The 25,400-nt window shown below is 60.9% G+C and carries 26 protein-coding genes and 1 tRNA gene; 17 read left to right on the top strand and 10 right to left on the bottom strand.

What is annotated here, in order from left to right; genetic code table 11:
* Positions 1-52: 52 nt before the first annotated feature.
* On the top strand, positions 53-2,086 hold the full coding sequence (locus C7378_RS03420; protein WP_131991695.1) for a spermidine synthase: 2,034 nt from the start codon (positions 53-55) through the stop codon (positions 2,084-2,086).
* 226 nt (positions 2,087-2,312) lie between these two features.
* Here C7378_RS03420 and C7378_RS03415 read toward each other — a convergent pair whose 3' ends face one another.
* The 3 genes from C7378_RS03415 to C7378_RS03405 all read right to left on the bottom strand — a co-directional run bounded on the left by C7378_RS03415 (position 2,313) and on the right by C7378_RS03405 (position 5,253).
* A complete protein-coding gene (locus tag C7378_RS03415) occupies positions 2,313-2,924 on the bottom strand; it encodes a TRADD-N-associated membrane domain-containing protein (RefSeq protein ID WP_131991692.1) in 612 nt (203 codons plus the stop codon).
* Positions 2,925-3,005: 81 nt separating this feature from the next.
* Positions 3,006-3,845 carry a hypothetical protein gene (locus C7378_RS03410; protein WP_131991689.1) on the bottom strand — a complete coding sequence of 280 codons (840 nt, stop codon included), beginning with the start codon at positions 3,843-3,845 and terminating at the stop codon, positions 3,006-3,008.
* Positions 3,846-3,927: 82 nt separating this feature from the next.
* A complete protein-coding gene (locus C7378_RS03405; protein ID WP_131991686.1) occupies positions 3,928-5,253 on the bottom strand; it encodes a tetratricopeptide repeat protein in 1,326 nt (441 codons plus the stop codon).
* 232 nt (positions 5,254-5,485) lie between these two features.
* Between C7378_RS03405 and C7378_RS03400 the strand changes: the two genes are divergently transcribed.
* Positions 5,486-6,202 (top strand): SDR family oxidoreductase, encoded by a 717-nt coding sequence (locus C7378_RS03400; protein ID WP_131991683.1) that lies wholly within the window; start codon positions 5,486-5,488, stop codon positions 6,200-6,202.
* 215 nt (positions 6,203-6,417) lie between these two features.
* On the opposite strand, the gene C7378_RS03395 is transcribed toward C7378_RS03400, so the two are convergent.
* Positions 6,418-6,630, bottom strand: coding sequence for a hypothetical protein (locus C7378_RS03395; protein ID WP_131991680.1), 213 nt, complete (start codon positions 6,628-6,630; stop codon positions 6,418-6,420).
* Positions 6,631-6,731: 101 nt separating this feature from the next.
* On the opposite strand from C7378_RS03395, the gene C7378_RS03390 reads away from it, so the two are divergent.
* The 4 genes from C7378_RS03390 to C7378_RS03375 all read left to right on the top strand — a co-directional run bounded on the left by C7378_RS03390 (position 6,732) and on the right by C7378_RS03375 (position 9,308).
* The gene (locus C7378_RS03390; RefSeq protein WP_131991677.1) at positions 6,732-7,436 is read left to right on the top strand and encodes a cytochrome c biogenesis protein; all 705 of its coding nucleotides are present in this window, start codon (positions 6,732-6,734) and stop codon (positions 7,434-7,436) included.
* A 144-nt stretch (positions 7,437-7,580) separates the two neighbouring features.
* Positions 7,581-8,186, top strand: coding sequence for an RNA polymerase sigma factor (locus C7378_RS03385; protein ID WP_243648036.1), 606 nt, complete (start codon positions 7,581-7,583; stop codon positions 8,184-8,186).
* On the top strand, positions 8,173-8,733 hold the full coding sequence (locus C7378_RS03380) for a hypothetical protein (protein ID WP_131991674.1): 561 nt from the start codon (positions 8,173-8,175) through the stop codon (positions 8,731-8,733). Before C7378_RS03385 ends, C7378_RS03380 begins: the two co-directional genes overlap by 14 nt.
* Positions 8,734-8,744: 11 nt before the next feature.
* Complete coding sequence (locus C7378_RS03375; protein ID WP_131991671.1) at positions 8,745-9,308, top strand: hypothetical protein; 564 nt, start codon at positions 8,745-8,747, stop codon at positions 9,306-9,308.
* A gap of 69 nt (positions 9,309-9,377) precedes the next feature.
* Here C7378_RS03375 and C7378_RS03370 read toward each other — a convergent pair whose 3' ends face one another.
* The gene (locus C7378_RS03370) at positions 9,378-10,319 is read right to left on the bottom strand and encodes a hypothetical protein (protein WP_131991668.1); all 942 of its coding nucleotides are present in this window, start codon (positions 10,317-10,319) and stop codon (positions 9,378-9,380) included.
* A gap of 276 nt (positions 10,320-10,595) precedes the next feature.
* Between C7378_RS03370 and eno the strand changes: the two genes are divergently transcribed.
* Together eno and gpmI are read left to right on the top strand one after the other, a co-directional pair.
* The gene (gene eno, locus C7378_RS03365) at positions 10,596-11,888 is read left to right on the top strand and encodes a phosphopyruvate hydratase (RefSeq protein ID WP_131991665.1); all 1,293 of its coding nucleotides are present in this window, start codon (positions 10,596-10,598) and stop codon (positions 11,886-11,888) included.
* Between the two features lie 75 nt (positions 11,889-11,963).
* Positions 11,964-13,565 carry a 2,3-bisphosphoglycerate-independent phosphoglycerate mutase gene (gene gpmI / locus C7378_RS03360; protein WP_131992785.1) on the top strand — a complete coding sequence of 534 codons (1,602 nt, stop codon included), beginning with the start codon at positions 11,964-11,966 and terminating at the stop codon, positions 13,563-13,565.
* Between the two features lie 73 nt (positions 13,566-13,638).
* Here gpmI and C7378_RS03355 read toward each other — a convergent pair whose 3' ends face one another.
* Complete coding sequence (locus C7378_RS03355) at positions 13,639-14,850, bottom strand: M48 family metallopeptidase (RefSeq protein WP_131991662.1); 1,212 nt, start codon at positions 14,848-14,850, stop codon at positions 13,639-13,641.
* Between the two features lie 147 nt (positions 14,851-14,997).
* On the opposite strand from C7378_RS03355, the gene C7378_RS03350 reads away from it, so the two are divergent.
* Both C7378_RS03350 and cobA read left to right on the top strand, forming a co-directional pair.
* On the top strand, positions 14,998-15,627 hold the full coding sequence (locus tag C7378_RS03350) for a precorrin-2 dehydrogenase/sirohydrochlorin ferrochelatase family protein (protein ID WP_243648035.1): 630 nt from the start codon (positions 14,998-15,000) through the stop codon (positions 15,625-15,627).
* Positions 15,624-16,325: a uroporphyrinogen-III C-methyltransferase gene (cobA, locus tag C7378_RS03345; RefSeq protein WP_131991656.1), complete on the top strand. Its 702-nt coding sequence runs from the start codon at positions 15,624-15,626 to the stop codon at positions 16,323-16,325. The genes C7378_RS03350 and cobA overlap by 4 nt, the downstream gene beginning before the upstream one ends.
* A gap of 61 nt (positions 16,326-16,386) precedes the next feature.
* Here cobA and C7378_RS03340 read toward each other — a convergent pair.
* The 3 genes from C7378_RS03340 to C7378_RS03330 form a co-directional block, all read right to left on the bottom strand.
* Positions 16,387-16,463 (bottom strand) — tRNA-Arg (locus tag C7378_RS03340).
* A 72-nt stretch (positions 16,464-16,535) separates the two neighbouring features.
* Positions 16,536-16,811 (bottom strand): hypothetical protein, encoded by a 276-nt coding sequence (locus C7378_RS03335; protein WP_131991653.1) that lies wholly within the window; start codon positions 16,809-16,811, stop codon positions 16,536-16,538.
* Between the two features lie 21 nt (positions 16,812-16,832).
* On the bottom strand, positions 16,833-17,327 hold the full coding sequence (locus C7378_RS03330) for a TlpA family protein disulfide reductase (protein ID WP_131991651.1): 495 nt from the start codon (positions 17,325-17,327) through the stop codon (positions 16,833-16,835).
* A 21-nt stretch (positions 17,328-17,348) separates the two neighbouring features.
* On the opposite strand from C7378_RS03330, the gene C7378_RS03325 reads away from it, so the two are divergent.
* The 6 genes from C7378_RS03325 (at position 17,349) to aroA (ending at position 22,153) form a co-directional block, all read left to right on the top strand.
* Entirely contained in the window at positions 17,349-18,413 is a 1,065-nt protein-coding gene (locus C7378_RS03325) for a glycosyltransferase family 2 protein (RefSeq protein WP_243648034.1), read from the top strand.
* A 39-nt stretch (positions 18,414-18,452) separates the two neighbouring features.
* Positions 18,453-18,863, top strand: a complete 411-nt coding sequence (locus C7378_RS03320; protein WP_131991645.1) for a 6-pyruvoyl trahydropterin synthase family protein — start codon at positions 18,453-18,455, stop codon at positions 18,861-18,863.
* Positions 18,860-19,270: a 6-carboxytetrahydropterin synthase gene (locus C7378_RS03315; protein WP_131991642.1), complete on the top strand. Its 411-nt coding sequence runs from the start codon at positions 18,860-18,862 to the stop codon at positions 19,268-19,270. The genes C7378_RS03320 and C7378_RS03315 overlap by 4 nt, the downstream gene beginning before the upstream one ends.
* 11 nt (positions 19,271-19,281) lie before the next feature.
* Complete coding sequence (folE, locus tag C7378_RS03310) at positions 19,282-19,896, top strand: GTP cyclohydrolase I FolE (RefSeq protein WP_243648033.1); 615 nt, start codon at positions 19,282-19,284, stop codon at positions 19,894-19,896.
* Positions 19,897-19,913: 17 nt separating this feature from the next.
* On the top strand, positions 19,914-20,789 hold the full coding sequence (gene truB / locus C7378_RS03305; RefSeq protein ID WP_131991636.1) for a tRNA pseudouridine(55) synthase TruB: 876 nt from the start codon (positions 19,914-19,916) through the stop codon (positions 20,787-20,789).
* A 62-nt stretch (positions 20,790-20,851) separates the two neighbouring features.
* The gene (aroA, locus tag C7378_RS03300; RefSeq protein WP_131991633.1) at positions 20,852-22,153 is read left to right on the top strand and encodes a 3-phosphoshikimate 1-carboxyvinyltransferase; all 1,302 of its coding nucleotides are present in this window, start codon (positions 20,852-20,854) and stop codon (positions 22,151-22,153) included.
* 81 nt (positions 22,154-22,234) lie between these two features.
* On the opposite strand, the gene C7378_RS03295 is transcribed toward aroA, so the two are convergent.
* Positions 22,235-24,385 carry a TolC family protein gene (locus C7378_RS03295; protein WP_131991630.1) on the bottom strand — a complete coding sequence of 717 codons (2,151 nt, stop codon included), beginning with the start codon at positions 24,383-24,385 and terminating at the stop codon, positions 22,235-22,237.
* Between the two features lie 199 nt (positions 24,386-24,584).
* Between C7378_RS03295 and truA the strand changes: the two genes are divergently transcribed.
* Complete coding sequence (gene truA / locus C7378_RS03290) at positions 24,585-25,388, top strand: tRNA pseudouridine(38-40) synthase TruA (RefSeq protein ID WP_243648031.1); 804 nt, start codon at positions 24,585-24,587, stop codon at positions 25,386-25,388.
* The last annotated feature ends 12 nt before the right edge of the window (positions 25,389-25,400 follow it).

The raw sequence follows: 25,400 nt of genomic DNA, 5'->3' as shown, positions 1-25,400 counted from the left end.
CAGCCCGATGCATGCTCTCTCCAGAACCTGCTAGGCTGTCTGCGTCTCCGTCATGGCACTGCTTACCGCCTTCTATGGCCTGATTGTTTTTCTCGCCGCCTTTCTGCTTTTCCTGGCCGAGCCGATGGCGGCCAGGCAGCTTCTGCCTGTGCTGGGCGGTTCTGCTGCGGTGTGGACGACATGCCTCGTTTTCTTCCAGGCGGCCCTGCTGGCCGGGTATGCTTACGCGGACTGGCTGGCTCGGCTCAAGGCGCAGAAGCAGGCGGTCCTTCACATTGTGCTGCTGGGGCTGGCGCTTGCGCTGCTGGGTGTGCACGTCCACCCGAATCCGGCGGCGGCCACATGGTATCCGGAGCTGACCGTTTTTTGGCTGCTATCGGCGATTGTAGGGGTGCCGTTTTTTGCGCTTGCGAGCACCAGCCCCCTACTGCAGGCGTGGTATTCGCGCATGCTGCGGCGCGAACCCCCGTATCGCCTCTTCGCACTCTCGAATGCAGGCTCGCTGTTGGCGCTGGCTGCCTACCCTGCCGTAATTGAGCCGTATTCGACGCTGCAGTCACAGACCCGCGCCTGGTCTACCTCCTTCTTCTTCTTTGCTGCGCTCTGCGGCGGGCTCGCGTGGGCGCTGCGGAACTACCCCGAAACGTCCGAGCCAATGCTGGCCCACAAGGCGGTTCCGCTCAGGCTCAGAGCCCTGTGGCTGCTGCTGCCGGCATGCAGTTCCCTGCTGCTGTGCGCCATCACTAACCACATGAGCCAGAACGTCGCAGCCATACCCCTGCTGTGGGTGCTGCCCCTCATCGCCTATCTGCTGAGCTACATGGTTGCCTTCTACGGGCCAAACGCCTACCCGCGATGGATGGTTCTGCGGCTGACCATGTTTTCTCTGGGCGTGGCGGGCTACCTGCTCTATGACAGCCGGCGACATTTGCCGGTGCAGATCGCCGTGCCTGTCTTCTGTGTTCTGCTGTTTCTGCTGTGCTGGTTCTGCCACGGCGAGCTCTATCGACTGCGGCCGGATGCACGCACGCTCACCTCCTTTTACCTGCATATTGCGGCCGGCTCGGCGCTTGGCGCGTGCTTTGCGGGCGTTGTTGCCCCGGTTATCTTTCGCGCGAACTATGAGCTCATCTGGGGACTGGTGCTGACCGCGCTGCTGGCGCTCGCCGTGACTTGGCCGAGCGGCTGGCTGGTACGCGCGGCGTGTGCTGCCGCCGTGTGCGCGCTGGTCTGGGTAGGCGTCGAGGAGGCCAGGGCCTGGCGGCAGGATACGCTCGTGCAGCTGCGCAGCTTCTATGGCACGCTACGCGTTACCCAGACGCACTGGCCGCCCGATGCAGATACTGTCCGCACGCTTTACCACGGAACCATCCAGCATGGAGCGCAGTTCTATGGCGGTGGCCTGAGAATGCAGCCCACCAGCTATTACGGCGCGAACTCCGGAGCGGGACTGGCGATGCGCCTCTGCTGCTCCGGGCAGGCGAAGCGCGTGGGCGTGGTCGGACTCGGAACGGGCACGCTGGCAGCGTATGGGCGGCCGGGTGACGTCATCCGCTTCTATGAGCTCGACCCCCTGGTACTGCGACTGGCGCGGAATCTCTTCACCTATCTGCGAGAAACACCTGCACAGACGGATGTCATCCTCGGTGACGCGCGGGCCTCGCTGGCACGCGAAACTCCCCAGCAATATGACGTACTGGTTCTCGATGCCTTCTCAGGCGATGCTGTGCCGGTGCATCTGCTCACCGCGGAGGCGATCCGGCTCTACCGGCGGCATCTGAAGCCGGACGGCATACTGGCTTTCAATGTCTCCAGCCAATATCTTGACCTGGCTCCGGTGCTTGCGCGCGAGGCACAGCAGGCGGGGATGAAGGCGATCCTGGTTCACTCCTCGGCAGATGAAAAACACGGGCTGTTCGTGGCCGACTGGGTGCTGCTGACGACGAATACCCGGTTTCTGAGCGAGCCTGAAGTCGCGGCCAGGGCTCAGCCGGTTGAGCTGAACCCCCGGGTGAGTCTGTGGACCGACCAGGAATCCAGCCTGCTGCCCATTCTGAAATGGCAGCCGCCGTTTCTTACCCACTAGCAACTGGGCGCTTCACTACGCGGACCGCCGAAGTTTCCAAGGTAATCCCGCCTGTGGGATTTTCCTGTTGCGCTTCTGTGGTTCGGCGCTAAGATGGCTCATCCTGCGGACGGGCAATCGACTTCCGCAATGTGTAGAGGAACCTTCATGCTGATCTATGTGATCGTCTTTGTTGCCGTGATGCTGCTCCTGCTTTCGATTCGGAGCCAGATACAGAAGGGCTGAATCAGTGGCTCTGCGGGGCAAACGGCGTCTCATCCTGCCAGCGCGGGTCGCCGAGCAGCTCGCGGGCCAGCTGGGCGCGGATCTGACTGTAGAGAGGATCCGTCGCGGGAATGGTTTCCACTATATCCATGGCCATCCCAACGGTGTTGATCCTGGCCAGAATGCGGCTGAAGCCCTGCGCCTGGTCCATGGTGGAACGATAGACCACCATGAAGCTCGCCCCGATGAACTGAGTGAGCACGCCTGCCGAAGTAGAAAGAATGGTCGTCATCGTGGGCTGCTGGGGGTGGGTGTAGGCCAGTACAATTCCGGCGAGAATGATGCCGAGTCCGGCGAACATGACCACCACGGAGAGAATGAAGATCAGCCGCACCTGCTGCAGGTTGCGCGAGAAGTACTGCTCGAGAGTTGTGTTGGCAAGATCCCAGGCAAGGCGCGCATCGGCAGGCTTGAGGACGATTCGCGCCTGAAGCTGCTGACGCTGCTGGACGAAATGCTGCTGCTCCTGGCGGTTGTGCTGGAGCTGCACCAGGATCAGATACACACCCCCGGCCAGAAAGACTACCGCGAGCAGCGAAGCCAGAATCTCAACCAGCATGGTTCCTGAGGGCATTTGCGACCCTTCCCTTCCGATTTGGAAGAGGATACGCCACTCGACTGCGCACATCCACAACGATTTGCGGAAAGGGCGGTTTTACTGCGCTGCCGGGGACCCCTTCGGGTGCATCACCTCGGCCTTCGGCTCAGGAGGCTCGGGCATTTGCACGACGGTCGGAGCAGGCGGGCTGTTGACGTAGGGCGGAGACGCCGCCTGCCTGTCACAACGCGCCTTTCGCAGCCTGCCTTCCTTGTCCAGATCGAGCGTCCAGGAGTCGTAATGCTGCCTGGCAGTACGCGCGGCAAACCTGATCTGGGTAAGACGGCCAGTCTCTGAAACATCGGCCGCCGGACCCGCCACGGTCATCATGCGCGGCGAAGATTTGCCCTTGAGCAGCAGGCTCATGGGACCGCCCACCATCTCGGCATAGCAAGCTCCGTAGGCCAGCCAGTTGCGCTTCATGTTCGTGGGCAGCTCGGCAGCCGGGACTACGCGGTTGTAGATCGCATAGTTGTGGCGCGATCGCGCTGCAGAGTGAAAGGGCGTCGCGCTGCGGTAGTAGACGGGGATGATCTCGACTCGTCCCTGCTGGCGCGGAACCAGCGCGGTGAAGAGCGACTCGGCGCCATTCGGTTCCGGCCGCACGAAGTGCATCATCATGTAATCCGGCATAACGGGGCAAAAGGCCTCACTGGCCGTCCAGCTCCCCGATGAGAGGTCATAGCTGAAGAAGCGAGCGCGCTCGAGCAGCTCGGCTTTTCTGCTCTCGAGCAGGGCGGCGTCGGCCGCGCTCATGCCCGATTCCTGCACGGCCGGGAGTGAATAGTATTGGGCGGCGCCATCCTCGGGCCCGGCAGCAATCTGCCCCCACGCAACAACTCCCGCCAGACACACTACCCCTGCCAACACACTCGCCAGATATTTTGAACGACCCATCCTGCCTCCGGGCTTGTGTCTCTAAGGATAAAGCAAAGCGGGGCAGCCGATGGCTGCCCCGCTCAAACCAACCTCCCTCTGCTTACCGAGCAGCGGAGTGATGGTGGGTGGGGTGATGCACCGGAGCCTTGTGCTCCGCGGTCTTGGGCGCGCCATCCTTGAGGATGATCATCGCCGGGTTCTGCGTGTAGGAGTCGAAGGTCGCAATGTAGGTGACCTGGGTTCCCGGAGCAGGAGGAGTCTTCAAAGGAGTCTTCATGTTGATGGTGAAGTCTGCCTTCTGGGACTGCTTCGCATCATCCGAAACAGCGAGCTGTACGGAGTCTGCAGTAGCGGAGATGACTGTTCCCGGAACTTCAGCGGTCACACCCTTCAGAACATCCCAGACCTTGCCTGCATCTTCGGGGGTTCCGTTGGCAAGGATGAATTCCTTATCGGCCAGCGCGAGCGACTTCAGATCAGGCGTGCTTGTAACTGCCTGGTGGGCGAGATCCTGAGGTGACGGCGGCGGAGGCGCCGGAACCGGCTTGTAGCTGTCCGGCGGAAAGAGGTTGTCGTGGGCCAGCTGCTTGATCTGGTCGTACCCGTCCATTCCTCCGTGATACTTCTTGTACCAGTACTCGGCTGCCTGCTCGATCTGTGTCTGATACTGCCCCGGAGGTGCATACTGCGCAGCGCGGGTCAGGAACCAGATGCCGTTGACCAGATCCTTGGGATCCTGCTGTACGTAAGCGTTGCCCAGATAATAGGTGTCGACAAGTCCGGGTCCCTTGGTTGTCTCCGCAGGATCCTTATAAGACTTGAGCTCGGCCGTGTACGCTTCAATCGCGCCCTTATAGTCCTTCTTGGCGATATCGTCGGCGCCGATGGTGCTCTCGAAGATCGGGGTTGCGGTCGACTTCAGCTTTTCAAAGTCCGCATCCGACATGCCGGCAGGCTTCTGAGCGGTCAAGCCCTGCTGTGCCCTGGCTGCTGCATCATCCAACTGCTGCTGATTGCCTTGCGCCTGAGCCTTTTCGAGATAGACGACAAAGGTGAGGGCGCGCAGGTTGTTGGGATCGACCTGAAGCAGGCGCTTGGCGGCATCGAGCGTCTTGGCGTTGTCGCCCGCCTGGGAGTAGGAAGCGACGAGCTGTTCGAGCATCTGCTGCTTAACTACGCTGTTCGGGTACTGCTGCAGAAACTGCTCGATCGCCGACGCTTTGGCTGCCGGAGAGGACTGTCCCATCGCGTTGGTGTAAGCGTTGTATTCGGCAGGATCTTTAATCGTAATCTGACTTGGCTGCGATCCCTGACCCGCGGCGTTGTTGGGAGGGGTTTGTGCAGGGGCTTGAGCCATGGCCATATACGAGGAGGCCAATGTGCTTGTGGCAAATGCCAGCATGGATGCTACTACGACCTTCTTCATTCAACGCTCCTAAGGAATGTCCTGAATCAAAACAATTTGCCGCGAAAAGGACTGATGCGCCGTGGAAACGATTCCTACCCTGCATCCTTCACTGCGCGTTGCAGGGATTATAGAAACCAGTATGCCTCCATGACAAGTAAGACCCCGCGGGCAGTCATTTCGATCGCTCGAGGCATGGGATGCAGGGTAACATCCCGATGTTGACTGCAAGGGGAGTAGCATCATAAGAATCATGACAATAGAGCTTGCAGATCAGGTTGCGGTGGTTACCGGCGCAGGGCGCGGCATCGGCGAGGCCATCAGCAGACGGCTGGCCTCGATGGGCGCGAGGGTTATCCTGGTGGCGCGCGACCCGCAGCGACTCCAAGAGGTTGCGGCAGCGATCAAGGCTGACGGGCAACTGGCTGAGGCAATCCCCACCGACCTCACCGACGAGCCAGCCATTGCTGCACTTGCCGGTCAGGTGAAGGAGCGCTGGGGACGATGCGACGTACTGGTCAACAATGCCGGCATCGGAGAGATCGGCCAGCCGCTGCATGAAATGAAGCCGGAGGCCTGGGATCGGCTGATGGCGACCAATCTTCGCGCTCCTTATTTGATGATCCGCGCGCTGGCGCCCACCATGATCGCCGCGGGGCGAGGACACATCGTCAACATCTCCTCGCTTGCGGGAAAAAATCCGCTGCCGAACGGTGCCGCTTATTCCGCCTCAAAATGGGGCCTCAATGGTCTGACATATTCAGTAGCCGAAGAGCTGCGACCCCATGGGATTCGCGTCTCGGTGATCGCGCCGGGGTCCGTCAATACAGGATTTGGCGGGGGAGGCGGCAAAAACGCTGAGAAGAAGATTCAGCCGGAGGATGTTGCGGCCATCGTCGCGATGCTGGTCACCCAGGCTCCGCAGTCTTTTGTGAGCGAAGTGCTGCTGAGGCCCACGCAGAAGCCCTGACGCACCAAGGCGTTGCAGCTCCAAGCTGTCTGCGCCCTCGACGCGGACAGCTTACCCACCTTTATCCAGTTAACGGATGCGAGGCCAGAGAGACGAAACCGGGCACGCGCAACTTAACTGATGTTGTCGAGCCACCTGACAGGCAGGTACACCTATCCAGCGGGACAATCGGCAGCAGGAAGCTATCGAATCAATTTTGTTTTGGGTACTGCGACTTACCAACGGCCACTATGGCTGTAGTGCAGCAAGTGGGCGGCGGAGAAGGCCACAAACCACAACGCTACGATCACTGAGCCAATCGTCATGACCCACTTGCGAGCCATCAACTCGTCGGGGGCAGCTACGCGCCTGCGGCGGGTGCCGTAGCGATGTCCAAGAACGCCAATACCTAAAAGAATTACGCCAATAATAAGGGTGAGTGTCGCCATGGGCAGACAATTTACTCCTATAAATGCACAACTGGGAAGGGCTAATTTCAGGCGTGCGGCGTTACACTGATGGGTCAAGACTTACGTGAAGGAATAATGAGATGAAGGTGTTTCGCTGGCTTTGGTTTGTAGTAACTGCCGCCGTGCTGGCCAATGGCTTTCGCGTGGCGATGTTTGTGGTGCCGGCGGATAGTCAGCAGGGCGACATTTTCCGCATCTTCTTCTACCATTTCCCCTCCTGGTGCGGCATGGCGCTCTTCTTCGCCATCAACCTCGGGGCATCGCTGGCCTATCTGGCATGGCGCAACAGCAAGCCCGCCCGCGCGATGAAGGCCGATGCCCTGGCTCTCTCTGCAGCGGAAATGGGCGTCGTCTTCTGTACCGTGGGCCTGGTAACCGGCTCGCTCTGGGCGCGGCCCGTCTGGGGCATCTGGTGGACGTGGGACGAGCGGCTGACCTCCACGACCGTGCTCTATCTCATCTATGTTGCATACCTGCTGCTGCGCCGCTTTGCTGCCGGGCCGCAGATGCGTACCCTGGCCGCGGTGATGGCCATCTTCGGCTACCTGGATGTGCCTATCGTCTACATGTCCACGCGCTGGTGGCGCACCCAGCACCCTGCCCCGGTGTTTGGCGGCGGCCCTGGGTCCGGCGTCGATCCGCGCATGATGCCCGCGATCTGGTGGAATCTGGCCGGGTGGCTGATGTGGGGAGTGCTGCTGGTGAGCATCCGCTACGCTGCCGCCTATCGTGAACAACTGAATGAAGAGCGAGCCGCGCTGCGCGCCCTGGAAGTTGCAGGCTGAGGAGATAGAAGCCAATGAACCCAATGTTCCACCGCCACCTCGTCCTCGCTTATACCTTCACCTGGGCGATCCAGCTCGCCTACTTCGCCTATGTCGGGCTGAAGTGGAAATCCTCCCGCAACCCTAAATGACTCCAGAAGAAACTTGAACACTCCTGCCTTCCTTGCCGTCTTAGCGGGTGAACGTTGCAGCAGCACGGGCAGCGCGCACAAGGAGCGGGCGGGAGTGCATGAGCGTGAAGAGGCGGAGTTTACGCGGTTCGTTGAGCGGCACTCCCGCTTCGTCTTTCGCGTGGCCTATGCCGTGCTCCGCAACGCGCATGACGCCGAAGATGCTCTGCAGGAGACCTTCTTGAAACTCTATCGAAACGGCGCCTGGCGCGACGTAAGCGATCCACACGCCTTTCTGGCGCGGGCCGCATGGCGCGTGGCTGTCGACCGGCTGCCGAAGCGCGACGATCGCGAGAGCGTCGCGCTCGACCTGCTGGATACGCCTGCATCCGATCTCGACCCGGAGCAGACGGTGATCGACGCCACAGCGCAGCACCTGATTCACCAGATGATCGACAGCCTGCCCGAGGAGCTGCGCCGGCCGCTGGCGCTCTCAACGATTGAAGAGCTGAACTCGCGTGAAATTGCGAGCGTGATGCAGCTGCCCGAGGGTACCGTGCGCACCAGGCTGATGCGCGCTCGGCAGATGCTGCGCGAAAAACTTGTGGCCGCTGAAAGGAGGACACATGCGACTGGATGATGAGCTGGACCGGCAGATCGAGGCCGCTCTCACGACTTACGCTGAACCGGCGGAGGGCATCGACGAACAGCTGCTGACCATGAGGACAATGGCGTTCCTACGCGCGTCGGCGAAGCCTCACAGACGGTGGCGCTGGATGGCGCTGGCAGCTCCGGCGTTTGCCTGCATGCTGCTCCTGGCCGCACTGCTCGCGCACCGGCCCGCGAAGCCCATCCTGCCGCCTGCGACGATGGCGCTCGCTCCCGTGCTGCCCACAAAGCCGGTGGAGACCGCAACTGCGCCGCAAAACAGGCCGCAGGAGGGACGGCTGCAGCGTGTCAGCTATCGGGCTGTTCCCCTCCGCCGGGCCGAGAGGCTGCCAAGATTACAGCAGTTTCCCACGGCCACGCCGCCGACGCAGCAGGAGCTGCTGCTGGCTGCCTTTGTAAAGATTGCGCCGAGGAGCACCGTACTGGCCATCGCAGAGGCGCAGCACCAGCCGATCCGACCGATTGAGATCAGCGGGCTGAAAATTTCACCCCTTTACCCAGAATCGCTGAACCAATAGGAGCTATCCCAATGCGTAAGTTTTCTACCTTCATGCTTGCAGCCGCAGCCCTGACGCTCGTCTCCGGACGAGGCGTTGCCCAGCAGCCGGAGAACACCAAGGTCGCCGCGCCCACCCACTACTACAAGCTGACCTACTCGGTTGAGGAATTTGGGGAGAATGGCAAGATCACCAACAGCCGTACCTATTCCACCGCTATCGCAGCCGGCTCAACCACGCCTGGAACAGTCGGGAATGCCATGTTTCTTTCCGCCCAGATTCGCACCGGGTCCAAGATACCTGTAACGACCAGCAGCAAAGGGGATATTCAATACATGGATGTCGGCGTCAATCTGGACGCGAACCATGCGCAGGAGACAGGAGGAAAATTGGCATTGGAAGTCTCTGCAGATATAAGCAGCATAACGCCCTCGCCCGCGACCTCTTCTTCGGCCGCGCCGATTATTCGCCAGAACAGGTGGGGATTTGCTCGTGTGGTCGTTCCGATCGATAAGCCGACTGTCATTCTGTCGTCCGACAATCTCGACAACAGGGGCAAGCTGCAGATTGAGCTGACTGCTACGCGAATGGATTAGGCTGCCACGGTTCCTCAAGAAAAATGCCCGCGTCTCTAGGTTGAGGCGCGGGCTCCTTTTTGGGGTTGACTAATTCTTCGTCACCGTCAGGTCCATCGGCTCTGTGAGGCTGAAGACCAGCCGCGAGCCCTGGGGCACGTCGACGACGCCCGGCTGCTGCTTGAGCAGGTGTACGGTGATGAGACCCGCGCCAACCGCGGTGCCAACCAGGGCACCGGTGGGGCCGGCGATCTTTGCGCCGAGCAGCGCACCTGTGCCTGCTCCCGCGCCGTACTCGACTGCATCTTTGCGGTAGTGCGTGCCGGGCTGGATGCCGCCCTCACTGCCGACGCGCGTGTTCTGGGCGCCGGAGGAGATGACCTGCGCGTAAAGGTGATAGGCCGAGCCGTCCGGCAGGATCACGCTTTCGGGACGAAGCCGCAAGGTCGCTGCCGGGCCGAAATGATGCCCCTGCTCCACTTGAACGACGCGTCCGCGCAGTTCTGAACCGGCAGGAATAATGACGCGTCCGTTCTTGTAGACATTGGAGGTGACCTGGGCGCGGAAGAGCGAGCCGTTCGCCGTCTCCTTGGTCGAGAGGCTGTCGATCAGGCGGGCATTGATGTTTGTGCCCTCAGGCAGCTGGTTGTTCGGGGATGGAATGACGCTGATCATGTCTGCGTCAGGGTCCGAGGGGCGCTTTGCAAAACCTGCGCTCGACGCCGGCTCATATTGCTGGGCAGGCGGATTCACGGACTGGATCATATCCGCATCCGGATTGGTGATCTTCGCCGGCACCACGGGAGGCGCATTCCGCGCGGGCAACACAGGCGATGCCGGAATCGCAGCCGAAGGTTTGGCCGCATGCTTGACTACCGGCTGAGGCGGCGCGTCATCGGTAGTTACGATCTGGTCATTGGCAGGGGGCTGGGAGACGCCCTGGTACTGATTGGGTGCAGACTGTTGCTGGGCAAACGATGCAGGCGCGGCAATAGCCGCTCCGAGAACTGCAGTGACGAGAACTTTCTTCATGTGCTGCTCCAATTTGGGCGATTCTACTCTATTGTGACAAACATGCATGCGACAGGCACAGGATACTGCTCTGCGGGCCAACAGGCGAACCATAGAGGTTAACTGCGCTGTGGCTGTCACCTCTCGATCACCACGCTTTGTTAGAATCACGACGGAGCAAAAGGGCGGAAAATCTTGCTGATTGACTTCATAGGCGGAACGAACGGGGATGCAATTCGGGTCGACCGCCGTCCAAAACTTAAGGAACGTTTAAGGCACCAGATTTCAAGGAGTGAAATGACAGAGATTGCTGCAATTCATGCGCGCGAAATACTCGACTCGCGCGGCAACCCGACCGTAGAAGCGGACGTGGTATTGGCTGATGGAACGATGGGCCGGGCGGCTGTGCCCAGCGGAGCCTCCACTGGCGAGCACGAAGCGGTCGAGCTACGCGATGGCGACAAGAGCCACTATCTGGGCAAGGGCGTCCTTCAGGCAATTGAAAACGTAGAGAGTGCACTGGCCCCTGAGCTTACGGGCATGGACGCATCCAACCAGCGGCTGCTCGACGCAACGATGATCTCGATTGACGGCACGCCGAACAAGAGCCGCCTGGGCGCCAATGCCATTCTCGCGGTTTCAATGGCTGCAGCCAGGGCGTCTGCCAACTCGCTCAAGATGCCGCTTTATCGCTATCTCGGCGGCGTCAATGCCGCGATCCTGCCCACGCCGATGATGAACATCCTGAACGGCGGCGCGCACGCGGACAACAATGTCGACTTCCAGGAATTCATGGTCATGCCCGTGGGAGCGGAGACATTCTCTGACGCTCTTCGCTGGGGCACGGAGGTCTTCCACACCCTCAAGGGCGTGCTGAAGAAGCGCGGCTACAACACGGCCGTGGGTGACGAAGGCGGCTTTGCGCCATCGCTCAAGTCCAACGTAGAAGCCATCGAAGTGATCCTGGAAGCGATCGAACTGGCAGGCTACAAGGCCGGCGAAGAGATCGCCATTGCGCTCGATCCGGCAGCCAGCGAGTTCTATGACAAGGAGTCGGGAAAGTACATCTTCAAGAAGTCTGACAAGAGCGCGAAGACCAGCGAAGAGATGGCTCACTACTGGGAGAGCTGGACGAAGCAGTATCCCATCGTGTCGATCGAAGACGGTTTTGCGGAAGATGACTGGGCAGGCTGGAAGTACTTCACCGATCTGGTGGGGCAGCGCATTCAGCTTGTCGGTGACGATCTCTTTGTCACCAATACGGAGCGCCTGCAGCGCGGCATCGAAGAGGGCATCGCCAACTCGATCCTCATCAAGGTGAACCAGATCGGCACGGTCAGCGAGACCCTGGAAGCGATCGAACTGGGCCGCCGCTACGGCTACACCTCGATCATCTCCCACCGCAGCGGCGAGACCGAGGACACCTTTATCGCCGATCTCGCAGTGGCGACAGGTGTGGGCCAGATCAAAACCGGCTCGGCCTCACGCACGGACCGCATTGCCAAGTACAACCAGCTGCTGCGCATCGAGGAAGAGCTCGGGCAGGCCGCTGAGTTTCTGGGGCTGGAAGCCGTCAACTTCGGCGAGTAGCACACACGGGCGCGGGGCTTGCACAAGCCCCGCGCTTTCCCCTCACCAGTTACAGATGGAGATGCAGTGTCGAACCTGAAGAAGCCGCTTGTCCTGACCATCCTCGACGGATGGGGTTATCGCCCGCAGATTGAAAACAACGCCATCGCCCTGGCACGGAAGCCTGTCTATGACAAGCTGCTCGCCGAGTATCCCAACACGCTGCTGCATGCCTCCGATCATTTTGTCGGTCTGCCGGATGGGCAGATGGGCAACAGCGAAGTCGGCCACCTGAATATCGGTGCGGGCCGCATCGTTCGCATGGATATCACGCGCATCGACGCGATGATCGCGAATGGCGACTTCTTCATCGATCCGGTGATCCTGGAAGCGATGAAGCGGGCAGGCGAAGAAGGGCGACAGCTGCACCTCTTCGGACTTGTCTCCGATGGCGGCGTGCACTCGCATATCAATCATCTCTATGCGCTGCTCAAGGTGGCTGCGCAGAATAATCTGGAGCGCGTCTTCGTTCATGCCTTCATGGACGGCCGCGACACGCTGCCCACCAGCGGCGCTGCTTATCTCTCCGCGCTGCAGCAGAAGATGCGGGAGTACGGCGTGGGCAAGATTGCCTCCGTCTCCGGCCGCTACTATGCGATGGACCGCGACCGCCGATGGGAACGCGAGAAGCTCGCCTTCGACGCAATGGTGACGGGCCGCGCCGAGGGTGGGGCCTATGCCGATCCGGTCGAGCGCATCAAGGAGTGCTACAACAACGGCATCACCGACGAGTTCATCGTTCCCTTTGTCGTCACCGACGAGCATGGGCACCAGAACGGCGTCATCCGCGATAACGATGTCTGCATCATGTTCAACTATCGCGCGGACCGCGCCCGCCAGATCACGCGAGTACTGGGCCGCAACAGTGGTTTCACGAAGCAGGCAGGCAGGGAGCTGCCCGGCGCGGACGATCTCGATCTGACGATTCCCCGCAATGAGGTTCCCTCAAACCTGCACTACGTGTGCATGACGCAGTACGACAAGCAGTTCTCGCTGCCGATGATTATCCTGCCGGAGTCGATGGAGAACCTGCTCGCGAACCTGCTCGCCCAGGCGAACCTGCGCAATCTGCGTATCGCCGAGACGGAGAAGTACGCGCACGTGACTTACTTCTTCAACGGCGGCATCGAGAAGCCCTTTCCGGGCGAAGATCGCGTGCTGATTCCCTCGCAGAAGGTGGCCACCTATGATCTCGCTCCGGAGATGAGCGCGTCAGGCATTGCCGATGCGGTCATCAAGGCGGCCGAGGATACGGCGTTCGACCTCGTGGTGGTGAATTTTGCGAATGCCGACATGGTGGGACACTCCGGCAAGCTGGAGCCCACGATCAAGGCTGTGGAGACCGTGGATGCATGCCTGGGCCGCATCTACAAGACGATCAGGCAGCAGGGCGGATCACTGCTTATCACCGCGGACCATGGCAATGCGGAGACGATGGTTGACCCCGTGACGGGAGGTCCGCACACGGCACACACCACCAACCCGGTGCCCTTCATCCTGGTAAGCGAGGACGCAGACAGGATGCGGTTGCGGCCAGCGGGCTCGCTTCGGGATATCTCCCCAACGCTGCTCGGCATTCTGGGACTGGCCCAGCCGCTGCAGATGACTGGCGGGGATCTGCGCCAGAAGATCAGCTGATCGCCCTTCCATTCCCACCAAGAAAGCGCCCCACCCTCCGCAAAGAGGCGTGGGGCGCAACTGTTTTCGGCGGTTAGTTATCGGTGCGACGGTGAAGCGTCGGGCGATCGTTGGGGTTCTGGTTATTCGGGTCGTTGGGATCGGTAGTGCTTGTGCGGCGCAGCGTCGGCTTGTTGCCGTTGCGCTTGTCGATCAACTTCCGCTTGTTCTCGATGCGGGCCAGCCGGGCCTTCACGTCTTCGAATTCAGAGGTCGTGACCATGTACTCAGGACGGGGCGGCAGATAACGCGCAATCTCCTCCTGCGTGTGCTGGATGCGATCGGGGGTCTGCGGATGGCTGGAAAAAGCCCTTGAGAGTGCTCCTGGCTTCTGCTTTTCCAGATTTTCGATCTTTTCGAACATGGCCACGAAGGCCTCAGGATCGTAGCCGGCGCGATACATGTACTGCACGCCGAGAAAGTCCGCCTGCGCCTCAAAGTCTCGCGAGAACTGGAGGAAGGCTATGGGGATGGCGAGCTGGGTCGCCTCATAGATGCCATAGCCGGTCATCGTGTAGCCGGTCATCATGATGAGAGGAATCGAGCCGATCTGCGCGTAATTCGCTCGGGTCAATTCGCGGGCCGCATGATGCGCGGCCACATGAGCAATCTCGTGGGCCATGACTCCGGCCATCTCGGCTTCGTCATCCGCGGCAAGAATCAGCCCGGAGTTCACATAGAAAAACCCGCCCGGCAGAGCCATGGCATTGATTTCATCGGAGTCGATCACCTTGATCGTGAAGGGCACCTTCGCATCGGAGTTGCGGACGATGTTCTGGCCTACGCGGTTGACGTACTCGTTCACAACCGGATCGGTGATGAAGCGGGTGCTCTTCTCAATCTCTGCCGCATACTGGCGACCCATCTTGATTTCGGAGTCGGTGGAATACCAGTTGCCCAGGCCGCGGCCGCCAATGGTGCGATTCCCTACCGCATTCACATCGTCGATGCTGCCCGGACGTACGCCGGGCATTGTCTGCTCGGAAGGCTGCGACGAGGCATCTGCGGCGGGAGACTGGTCCTTCTTGTCTTTTTTGTCTTTCTTTTTGTCCTTCTTCTTCTCGTTCTTGTCGCTCGACTGGTTCGCGGGTGCAGGTTGCTGGGGGGCGGCCGACGGTGGCCCCTGGTCGGGGGGCATGGCCTGCGCCCTGAGCACTCCTGGAGAGATCACAAGTGTTGCCACGACCGCGAGCGCGAGGCGGGAAAACGCTGATTTTGAGAGATGGGGAAACATGAGGTGAACCATGGGGCGCTCCGGGGATCCGCAGTGGGGAACCGGGCTACACCTGCCCTTATGTTCCTTAGACGTAGTATGCGCCTTTTTGGGCGGCAGTATCGATGCGATTATTTCCGGGCTTTGACAGTGACACAATAGAGCATGGGCTTGTTTCCGATGTTTTTGAAGCTGGCGGGGCGGCGCTGCCTGGTGGTTGGGGCCGGGGGCATTGCCGAGTCCAAGATCGAGAGCCTGCTGCGGGCCGATGCCGAGGTTACAGTTGTCGCGCCCTACGGGAAGCCATCCGTAGAGCAATGGGCCGCGCAAGGGGCTCTCCGGTGGAAAAGGCGAAGCTTTGAGACTGCTGACGTCAAGGGCATGTTCCTGGTCATCGCCGGTACGGATCAACAGTCGGTAAATCATACAGTTGCGGTCCAGGCGAGGAAACGCGGCATCATGGTCAACTCCGTCGACGATCCGCCTGATTGCGACTTCTACTACCCCTCCGTGGTGCGGAGAGGCGACCTTGAGATCGCCATCTCTACCGCCGGGCAGAGTCCGGCGCTGGCGCAGCAGCTTCGCAAGCGGATTGACGGGATGCTCGATGCGGACACCGGCCAATGGCTGGATGCGCTGGGCAACCTGCGCCGCGAGGTGATGGCCGAACTGCCGCTGGGCGAGGAACGGAAGGAATTGCTGCACAAGCTCATCTTCCGCGAGGTATGCGGCGAAGCCTTCTGCCCGTCGCGACGCATGGCGCAGGAGGAGATTGCACGGATCAAGACACAGGCCAAGGAGGCCAGATGAACGACGGCATAGGCAAGGTCTACCTGGTGGGCGCGGGGCCCGGTGACCCGGAACTGCTGACAGTGCGGGCAGCGCGACTGCTGAGCGAGGCCGACTGCGTACTGCACGACGACCTGGTTTCGGCGGAGATCGTCGCGATGGCGCGTCCCGATGCCGATGTGCGGAACGTTGGCAAACGGTGCGGAGATAAGACCATTACCCAGAATCAGATCAACGCGCAGATGATTGAGGCGGCCCGCGCCGGGCGCTTCGTAGTGCGGCTGAAGAGCGGCGACCCCATGCTTTACGGCCGCGCGGGTGAGGAACTGGACGCCCTGCGCCAGGCAGAGGTGCCTTTCGAGATCGTGTCCGGGGTGAGTGCGGCCTTTGCCGCCGCAGCCGCCGGCGGCGTCTCGCTGACGGACCGGCGCACCGCTTCCCGGGTGATCTTTGCCACTCACCACAAGGCGGCGGGCGAACCCTCGGCGCTCAAGGGGCTGCCGCCCGGCTCGACGCTTGCCCTGTACATGCCGGGCAAAGATTATGCCGGAATCACCGCCGATCTTCTCGAAAACGGCTGGACGCCGGAGACGGCCTGCCTGCTGGTGTCAAAGGCGAGCACAAAGCTGCAGCAGGTCCGCAAGACAACGATCGGGACGCTCACGGCGCTGGAGGGGTTACCCTCGCCTACAGTTCTGCTGGTCTGCGTGCCGCTCTGAGGCGATACAGATGGAAGCAGCAAAAATGCCTGGCATAGAAGTGAAGATTTAAAGGGGAGTGTGGTGCGCCCCGAGAGATTCGAACTCCCGACCTACTGGTTCGTAGCCAGTCGCTCTATCCAACTGAGCTAGGGGCGCACTTAGGTGTGTGACTCTCTAAAAATATCAGGACAGCCGCGGTTTCGCAAACCCTGATTGTGTTCAGCCTGCTTACTTCGCAGGAGCCGGCACCGGTTCGGCGGCTGGCTCGGGCTGCGGCGGAATCAGCGGCAGCTCTTCGGTGAGATTGATGCCGGCGCGGCGGAGGAGCTGGCCGACGATCGGTACGCTGAGGCGGGTGGCGTCATACTCGACGCGGATGGTCTTCCACTCTTCGTTGATCTGGATGCGGCGGATGCCGTAGACCTCGCTCAGCTTGCCGATGGCAAACATGGCGGCTTCTGTAGGGTGCTGCTCGTAGCGGAAAAGCACATCGACGGTCGTCATACTGTGGCAATGATAGCAGCGCTACAGGCCCTTGAGGTAGCCGACGATTTCCGGGCTGGTCCAGTCCTGCGGACCGATGAACTTGCGGCGTATTACGCCATGGCGGTCAATGATGTACGTCTCGGGCGGACGGGTGGTGCCGTAGGCCAGGTTGCTGCGCTGGGACTGGTCGATGGCCACCGTCAGGTCGATATGGTTGTCGACCAGGTATTGGCGATACGCTTCTGCGTCGGTATCGAAGCTGACCGCCAGCACGGCGATCTGCGGCATCTCGCGCTGCAGTGCCGTGAGCGAGGGAAACTCCTCCAGGCACGGCGGACACCAGGAGGCCCAGAAGTTGAGCACCACCACCTTGCCGCGATAATCGTGGAGCCTGAGCGTCTTCGCCCCATTGGTGATGGCAAAGCCGGGGGCCGGTTTGCCGATCTGGGAGGGGTGGTCACCCCTGTCGTTGCACCCTGAAGTAATGCCAATTGCGAGCAGACCAACAAGGGCGACGTGTAAGGAGAGGCGCATATTTCTATAATACGAAGACTCGTGGAAGACAGCGCAGCAACCAATCCGATTACGTTGAGCGTGCTGGTTCCTGCGCGCAATGAAGAAGCCTCCCTCGGCGACTGCCTCGCTTCGCTCACCGCGCAGTCAGAGGATGGCTGGCAGCTCGGCACAGACTGGGAGCTGATCGTCATCAACGACGGCTCAACGGATGCGACACGCGCCATCGCCGCCGGATATGCAGGCGTGACCGTGCTCGACGCAGCCGCGCCGCCCAAGGGGTGGACCGGGAAAGCAAATGCGCTCTGGACCGGCACGAAGGTCGCGCAGGGCGCCTGGCTTCTCTTTACAGACGCCGACACGGTGCACGAGCCGGGAAACCTGCGCCGGGCGCTCCACGAGGCGGAGAAGTACAAGGCGGCAATGCTGTCCTATTCGCCACGGCAGATTGTTTCAGGATTCTGGCAGCGGGCGCTGATGCCGCTGGTCTTCAGCGAGCTTGCCCTCGCCTATCCGCCCGCAAAGGTCAGCGATCCTGAATCGCGGCTGGCTGCGGCCAACGGGCAGTTCCTGCTGGTGGAGCGCGATGCCTACTTCAAGCTGGGCGGCCATGAGGCGGTCGCTGCCTCCGTGCTCGAAGATGTGGACCTCGCATTTCTCTTCAAACGGCGCAAGCTCGGGCTGCGCTTCCGGTATGCGCCGGATGCCCTCTCGACGCGTATGTATCGCAGCTTTGGCCAGATGTGGGAAGGGTGGACGAAAAATCTCGCGCTGCTCTTTGCCAATCCGCTGGTGCTGGCCGCGTGGCGGCTGCTCGACCTGGGACTGCTGATTCTGCTGCCACTGCTGGCGTTGTACTTTGCAGCCCCGCTCTCTCCGGCTACTCCGTGGATCACGGCGCGGCTGGTGTTGCTGCTGATCTGGGCACGGACGCTGTGGCGCATTTACCGGCGGGTTGCCAGGTCGCACTTCCCTGCCCTGGATGTGGCTTTGAGCATCTTCGGATTGCCTCTTTTCGCGGTCCTGCTCATCCGGAGCTGGTTTCATCACACTGTAAAGAAGCGCGTAATCTGGAAGGGACGCGATTACGAGAGCCGCCCGCGTTGAAGCGACGCGACGGCATGGAGCATCTCTAAGGGACACGCTATGGTATTGCTCACACGCAAGGCAGAGTTCTCTGCAGCCCACTACTACTGGAACGATAACTGGACGGCAGAAGAGAACGCGCGCGTCTTCGGCAAATGCTCCAACCGGAACGGCCACGGGCACAACTACACACTGGAAGTGACCGTAGAAGGTGTGCCCGATCCTGTGACTGGATTTGTCGTAGACCTGAAAGAGTTGAAGGACGTGCTGGAACGGGAAGTCGTCTCCGTCTACGACCATCGCCACCTCAACAAGGAGGTCGCGGAGTTCGCGAGCACGATTCCGACTACCGAAAACATGGCCATCGCCATCTGGCGCAGGCTCGATGGCAAGATACCCGGCGCAAAACTGCACCGCGTCCGCCTCTACGAGATGCCGGATCTCTTTGCCGACTACTACGGAGAAGCATGAGAGCCTACTTTTCGCGTCGATACCGGCTGAGCGCCTCTCACCGGCTGCACAGCGATGCGCTGACGGATGAGCAGAACCGCGCGACCTATGGCAAGTGCAATAACCCTTTTGGCCACGGGCATAACTACATCGTGGAGGTTACAGCCGGAGGCCAGGTCGATGCCGAAACAGGAATGGTCTGCAACCTCGTGGACCTGGATGGCTGCGTCCACAAACTGGTGATCGAGCGATTCGATCATACGAATCTGAACCTCGACCCGATGTTCCAGAAACTGGTCCCTACGACAGAGAATCTAACCATAGAGATCTTCCAAATTTTGAAAGAAGCTTTTCGCCCTGCTGAGATCGTCCGCGTGCGCGTGGAGGAAACCAGCAATAACTTTTTCGAGTACTCGGGCGAAGCATGAAAAGAGCCGCCATGTCCGAAGCAACTGCTCTCAGAGAACATATGATCACCGGGCTCGAAGATATTTCGACTCAGGACCTTTATCGCGAGATCATCCGCCGCTTTGACGAAGACCCGTCACGAGACGGGCTCGAGCGCACCCCCGAGCGCGTCGAGAAGGCGATGACTTTTCTCACCAAGGGCTATCATCAGGACCCGACAGCCATCCTGCGCGGGGCAATGTTCGACGTCGATTACGATGAGATGGTCCTGGTCAAGGACATTGAGATGTTCTCGCTCTGTGAGCACCACATGCTGCCGTTTTTCGGCAAGGTCCATGTCGCGTACATCCCCAATGGCAAGGTCATCGGGCTGAGCAAGATCCCCCGCCTGGTTGAGGTATTCGCCCGCCGCCTGCAGGTGCAGGAGCGGATGACGCGGCAGATTGCCGATGCGATCCAGGATGCGATTTCGCCGCAGGGCGTCGGCGTCGTGATCGAAGCCCGGCACCTCTGCATGATGATGCGCGGAGTCGAAAAGCAGAATTCCTCAACGGTCACTTCGGCGATGGTTGGAGTTTTCCAGAAGCAGAATACGCGCGCGGAATTCCTGTCGCTGGTGCGCGAGCGCAGGCAGGACGCCTTCTAGCCCTTATACTCAATCGAGTGAACGGGCTGCTGATTGTTGATAAACCAGGGGGGATGACCTCCCACGATGTTGTTTCACGCGTACGCCGCGCTGCCGGGGAGCAGTCGATCGGGCACCTCGGCACGCTCGATCCGATGGCGACCGGCGTGTTGCCGCTGCTGCTGGGCAAATACACCAGGCTGGCGCAGTTCTTTGGCCCCATGCCGAAGACCTATACCGGCTCCATTCGTTTCGGCTTCGCGACAGACACCTACGACAGGGAAGGAACCCCAGCAGGGGCGGAAGCGCCTCTGCAGTTCACCAGCGAGGAGCTGTTCGCCAGCGCAGCCCACTTTTCCGGCGAGATGGAGCAGATGCCGCCGCCCTACTCCGCCAAGAAGATCGGCGGCAAACCGGCGCACAAGATTGCACGGGCGGGTGAGATTCCCCAGCTGAAGCCTGCGCGCATTACGATCTTCAACTTTGAGATCACTTCGTTCGCGGGTGATACAGCGGACTTTCGCATCTCGGTTTCCTCGGGCGGCTATGTGCGCGCGGTGGCGCACGACCTGGGCCAGAGGCTAGGCTGCGGAGCGCACCTGAGCAGCCTGCGCCGGGTCACTGCCGGCCCTTTCGGACTTGAAGAGGCCTTGACCCTGCAACAGGTAGAGCAGCTGGCGCACGAAGGCAATCTGAGCGCGCGAATGCCACACCCTCGGCTCATCCTGCCGGACTTGCCCGCGGTCACCGCAGACGCGCAAACCATTGGCCGGCTTAGGAATGGCGCAGCCGTCAACCTGCCAGAGTTCGGCTCTGCCCCGCTGGTGAAAATCTTTGAGGGGCAACGGGAGCTGGTTGCCATCGGCAGGCGCATCGCAGGGACACTGTTTCAACCAATTGCGGTCATCGGCTGAAAGAGCGGTGGGCGCGATACGATAAAGAGAGTTATTCAAAAAAATTCCCGGAGTTCCCTTCCTTGAACGAGACCCTTACGGAACAGATTATTCGCCCGGCGCGAAACATTAACGGCAGCCTGCGCCTGCCGGGCGACAAGAGTATCTCTCACCGCTACGCGTTGCTGGGGGGGCTTGCGGAAGGCACGACGCGGCTTGCGAACTTCTCGACAGGCGCGGACTGCGCCAGCAGCCTGGGCTGCGTGGAGGCGCTGGGCGCCGAGATCACCCGCAGCGAGGACGGCGGCGTCGAGATCAAGGGCGTGGGTGGCAGATTCGCTGCGCCGGACGCACCCCTCGATTGCGGCAACTCGGGCTCGACTATGCGCATGCTGAGCGGGCTGCTGGCTCCACAGGCGCACACCTTCACCCTGGTGGGCGATGCCTCGCTGAGCCGCCGCCCGATGGAGCGCGTGCGCAAGCCACTGATGCAGATGGGCGCAGAGATTGAACTGACGGAAGGCCACGCCCCCGTGACGATCCGTGGCAAGGCGCTGAAGGGCATCGACTACACCACCCCTGTGCCGAGTGCGCAGGTGAAGACGGCGCTTCTCTTCGCCGGGATGCAGGCCGAGGGGACGACGACGGTTCACGAGTCAGTGCGCACGCGCGACCACGGCGAGCTGGCGCTGCGGGCCTTTGGCGCGAACGTAGAACGCACCCTGGACAGCGTGTCGATCGCGGGCGGCCAAACGCTCCGCGCCATTGAAGCCGTTGTTCCCGGCGATATCTCCTCGGCAGCATTCTTCTTCTGCGCTGCCGCACTCTTCCCCGGATCGAACCTGATCTTCGACGGACTGGGGATGAATCCCACGCGCGCCACCCTGTGCGATGTTCTGACCGCTCTGGGCGCCCACATTGGCGTGTTGAACCTTGAGGACAAATTCGGTGAGCTGGTGGGGACAGTGCAGATCAATGCCCCCAAGGACGGCATGACGGGAACAACCATCTCCGGAGGTCTCGCCGCCCAGCTGATCGATGAGCTCCCCGTGCTTGCAGCTATCGCTCCCTACACGGCGAACGGCATTCGCATTCGCGATGCCAAAGAGCTGCGGGTGAAGGAGTCGGACCGCATTGCCCTGGTAGCGAAAAACCTGCGCGCGATGGGCGCGGAGGTTGAGGAGTTCGAAGACGGGCTTGACGTGCCGGGTGGGCAGCCATTGCGCGGAGCGGTGATCGATGCAGGCGGCGACCACCGCATCGCCATGGCGTTCTCCGTCGCAGCCCTGCGGGCAGAGGGCGAGACACTGATTCGCGGTGCGGAGTCAGCGGCAATCTCCTTCCCCGAGTTCTTCACGCTGCTCGATCGCGTCTGCGAACGATAAGCGACCTCGAAGCAAAGCAAAGCCCCTGTCTCCGCAAAGAGACAGGGGCTTTTTCTGCAGAAAGCCACCTATGCCGGGTGGCTACTGCGGGTGCTGCGGAGTAGACTGCTGCTTCTGCTGCTGGAGATTCTGCTGCTGAGCAGGAACAATGGCTTCCGGCTCGTTCTTGGCAGGCTGGAGGCCGGGGATGACCGGCTGTTGATTGACCTGACCGCTCACCGCATCTCCCAATGCAATTCCATACTGATCGAGAGTGCTGGACAAGGTGTATTCGAGACCGGCCCGCGCGGTTGCGTAGGCGGTGGTGGCCGCAATCACATTGTTCTCGGCGACCGCCAGGTTGCGCTGCTGCTGCAGGACGAGAGCGGTGGTCGATGCGCCTAGCTTCAGCTTCTTCTGCTCGGCATCAAGGCTTTGCCGCGCATATTCGCGGGCCGCAAGAGCGGACTGCACCTGCGCACGATCGTTGGTCAGCGCGAACTGGCCATTGATCACATTCATGCGGGTCTGCACGTAGAGCTGCTCCAACCGCATCTGTGCCTGGCGATATTCCAGCACGGAACGAACCTGCTCGGCCTGAGCGGTACGGTTGCGGATGGGGATGTTGATGTTGAAGCCGACTCCCTTGTCAGGAGCGCTGCTGTTGAAGAGGTTTTGGAAAGTAGAGGCGTAGTTGATCGTAGGCACCGTGCAAGGCCCGAAGATCGGTTTGCAATCACGGCTCTGCGTACCGCCGATGGCGCTGGCGCCATAAAACGCATACGCATCCACGGTTGGCAGCAGGCCGTTCTTGACACCTTTTAACGTGATCTCATCGTTCTTGAGCGTCAGGATGGACTGCTCAATCGTTGGGCTATTGGCATCGGCCTCGCGCACCAGGTCATCGACCGACATCCGCTCTTCGGGCATCTCGATCAGGTTCACGCGGTCGGTGGGAATGACCGGCGCGTTGGACAGGGTTGGATCATCGAGATTGCGCGAGATCGCCTGCTTCATCACCAACTGCTGATACTCCAGGGCATTCTGTGAGGCCGTCAAAGCCTGCTTATCGCTGGCGACGGTGGCATCCACATTGACCACATCGAGCGGCGCGAGCGTGCCGATCTGGAGTTGCTTGCGGTCATCCGCGGCAAGCTGGGTCGACTGCTGAATGGCGCGCTGCTTAGCCTGAAGGTCCTCATACGCGCTCACCAGTCCCCAGTACATCGTCTCCACCTGGTTGATGGTGTAGAGAATCTGCGCGCGGAAGGCCGAATCCGTGATGCGGCGGTCGTTCTTGGCCTGCAGGATGAAGCGTCCGTTAATCCCGGTTCCAAAGCCCTGCAGAAGATGCTGGGTAAGCTGCGCCTTGAACGTCGATTGCAGCGTCGGGCTGTAGTTGTTGATGATGCTGTTATTCGTCTGGCGCGAGTTATTGAAAGTTACCGCCAAAGAGGTGCCGGTCAAAAATCCCTGGTTGTAGCCGAAGTTGTACTGGTCTAGATTCTGGTTCAGGGTGAGGGTGCCGGTCTGGAAGGTCGAAATCTGAGGGATCAGCGAGCGTTCAAGCTGAACCGTTCCGGTAATAACCGGGTCCATGTTTACCGGCAGCGGTCCGCCGCCATTGGTTGTAAGTGCAATGCCTGAGGTGCCGGTGGCCGCGCCGCCTGCTCCCGTCGTCGTTCCACCCGGGCCCGCGCCTGAACTTGTAGCAGTCGTGGAGCCGCCCAGCGTGCCCGTCACCAGACCGCTGTTCACGCCCAGCAGGGTAGAACCCGCCCGCGCGCGCAGCAGATCGGTATCCGCAATATCGAGGTTATAGCGCTGAATCGCGATGTCGAAATTATTCTCAAGCGCCAACACCACTGCATCGCTCAGGCTCAGATAGATCTTGCCGTTCTTCACCAGATCCTCAAGCCGCTGGGAGTTCGTGAAGCGCGGCACCGGAGCGCTGGTCGCCGTATAGGGCGCAAGCGGATTGGGGAAATAGCCCCGCGGCCGGGTGTAGTCACGGGCGTCAGGCCGCATGTAGAGCGGCTGAGTGAAGTTAGGCGCCGGCTCGGCGGGCAGGCCGCTGACCGTGGTCGGCTGGGGCGGCGGTGTCTGCTGCTGTCCATCTGCCGCATAGGCAGGTGCAGTGCCCAGCAGCAGGCAAGAAATCGCTGCCGCTGCCTGCAGGCGTTGAAACCATGAGGTTCCTGTTACCGTGGGATGGTTCTCGTTCCTGCTCTCAGCCTCAAACAGCAAATCCATTCGCCTCTCCATCTTCAACTGATTGCGCGGAATTTTGGTCTGCCGCGCAGCTATTTATCAACCCTCGAATTGGGGCACTTCCCGTTGTACGTTTGAAAAGGCAATTTCGTTCCACTTGCCTGAGTTCAAATCTGTTGCGCTTGCACGGGAAAGTCGAGTATATCGCAGCACATCTGATGCTTCGCGATCGACAAAGGACTTGAAATATTCGTTATCCTCGTCTTTGGTGCAGAACTGGAAAGTAACCCTCTCCTATGACGGCACGGAGTTTCACGGATGGCAGGTGCAGCCGGAGCACGCCACCGTACAGGGAACGCTCGCCGAAGCCATCCAGCATGTCACCGGCGAAAGGGTGCTGCCGCAGGGCAGCGGCCGCACGGACGCAGGCGTCCACGCGTTGGGCCAGGTAGCCAGCTTCGCACTGGCCGCTCCCATTCCCGCCGCCAACCTGATGAGAGCGCTGAACCGGTCGCTCCCCCCATCGGTACGAGTCTTAGCGGCCCACAAGGCAGCTCCGGAGTTCCATGCGCGCCACGATGCCCGGGCTAAGACCTATGAATATCGCATCTACCGGGGTGAAATCTGCCCTCCATGGCTGGCGCGCTATGTCTATGCGCTCAACTGGCCGCTGGATTTCGACGCGATGCAACAGGCAGCCCAGGCGGTCTGCGGGGAGCATGACTTTTCCTCTTTTGCAGCAAGCGACCCGGACCTGAAAACGCGCGGGGAAGGCGAACCGGTGTGCCATGTGCGGACTATTTTCCAATCCAGCTGGAGCCGCGAAGGCGATCTGCTGGTCTATCGGGTGCGCGGCTCGGGCTTTCTGCACCACATGGTCCGAAACCTGGCAGGAACATTCCTCGATGTAGGACGGGGGCATATCGCCGCCGAGGCGCTGCCCCAGGTGATGGCGGCGCGCTCTCGCAGCGCCGCCGGGCCCACAGCCCCGGCCCGCGGACTCTTTCTGGCCTCGGTCGAGTATGACCAAGAGGGACAGCCATAGGCAGGACTGCTG

Origin of the sequence: Acidipila rosea (assembly GCF_004339725.1) — a bacterium.
GTDB classification, from domain to species: domain Bacteria; phylum Acidobacteriota; class Terriglobia; order Terriglobales; family Acidobacteriaceae; genus Acidipila; species Acidipila rosea.
Note: the sequence above shows the minus strand (reverse complement) of the source record. Positions and strands in the feature narration are given on the sequence as shown.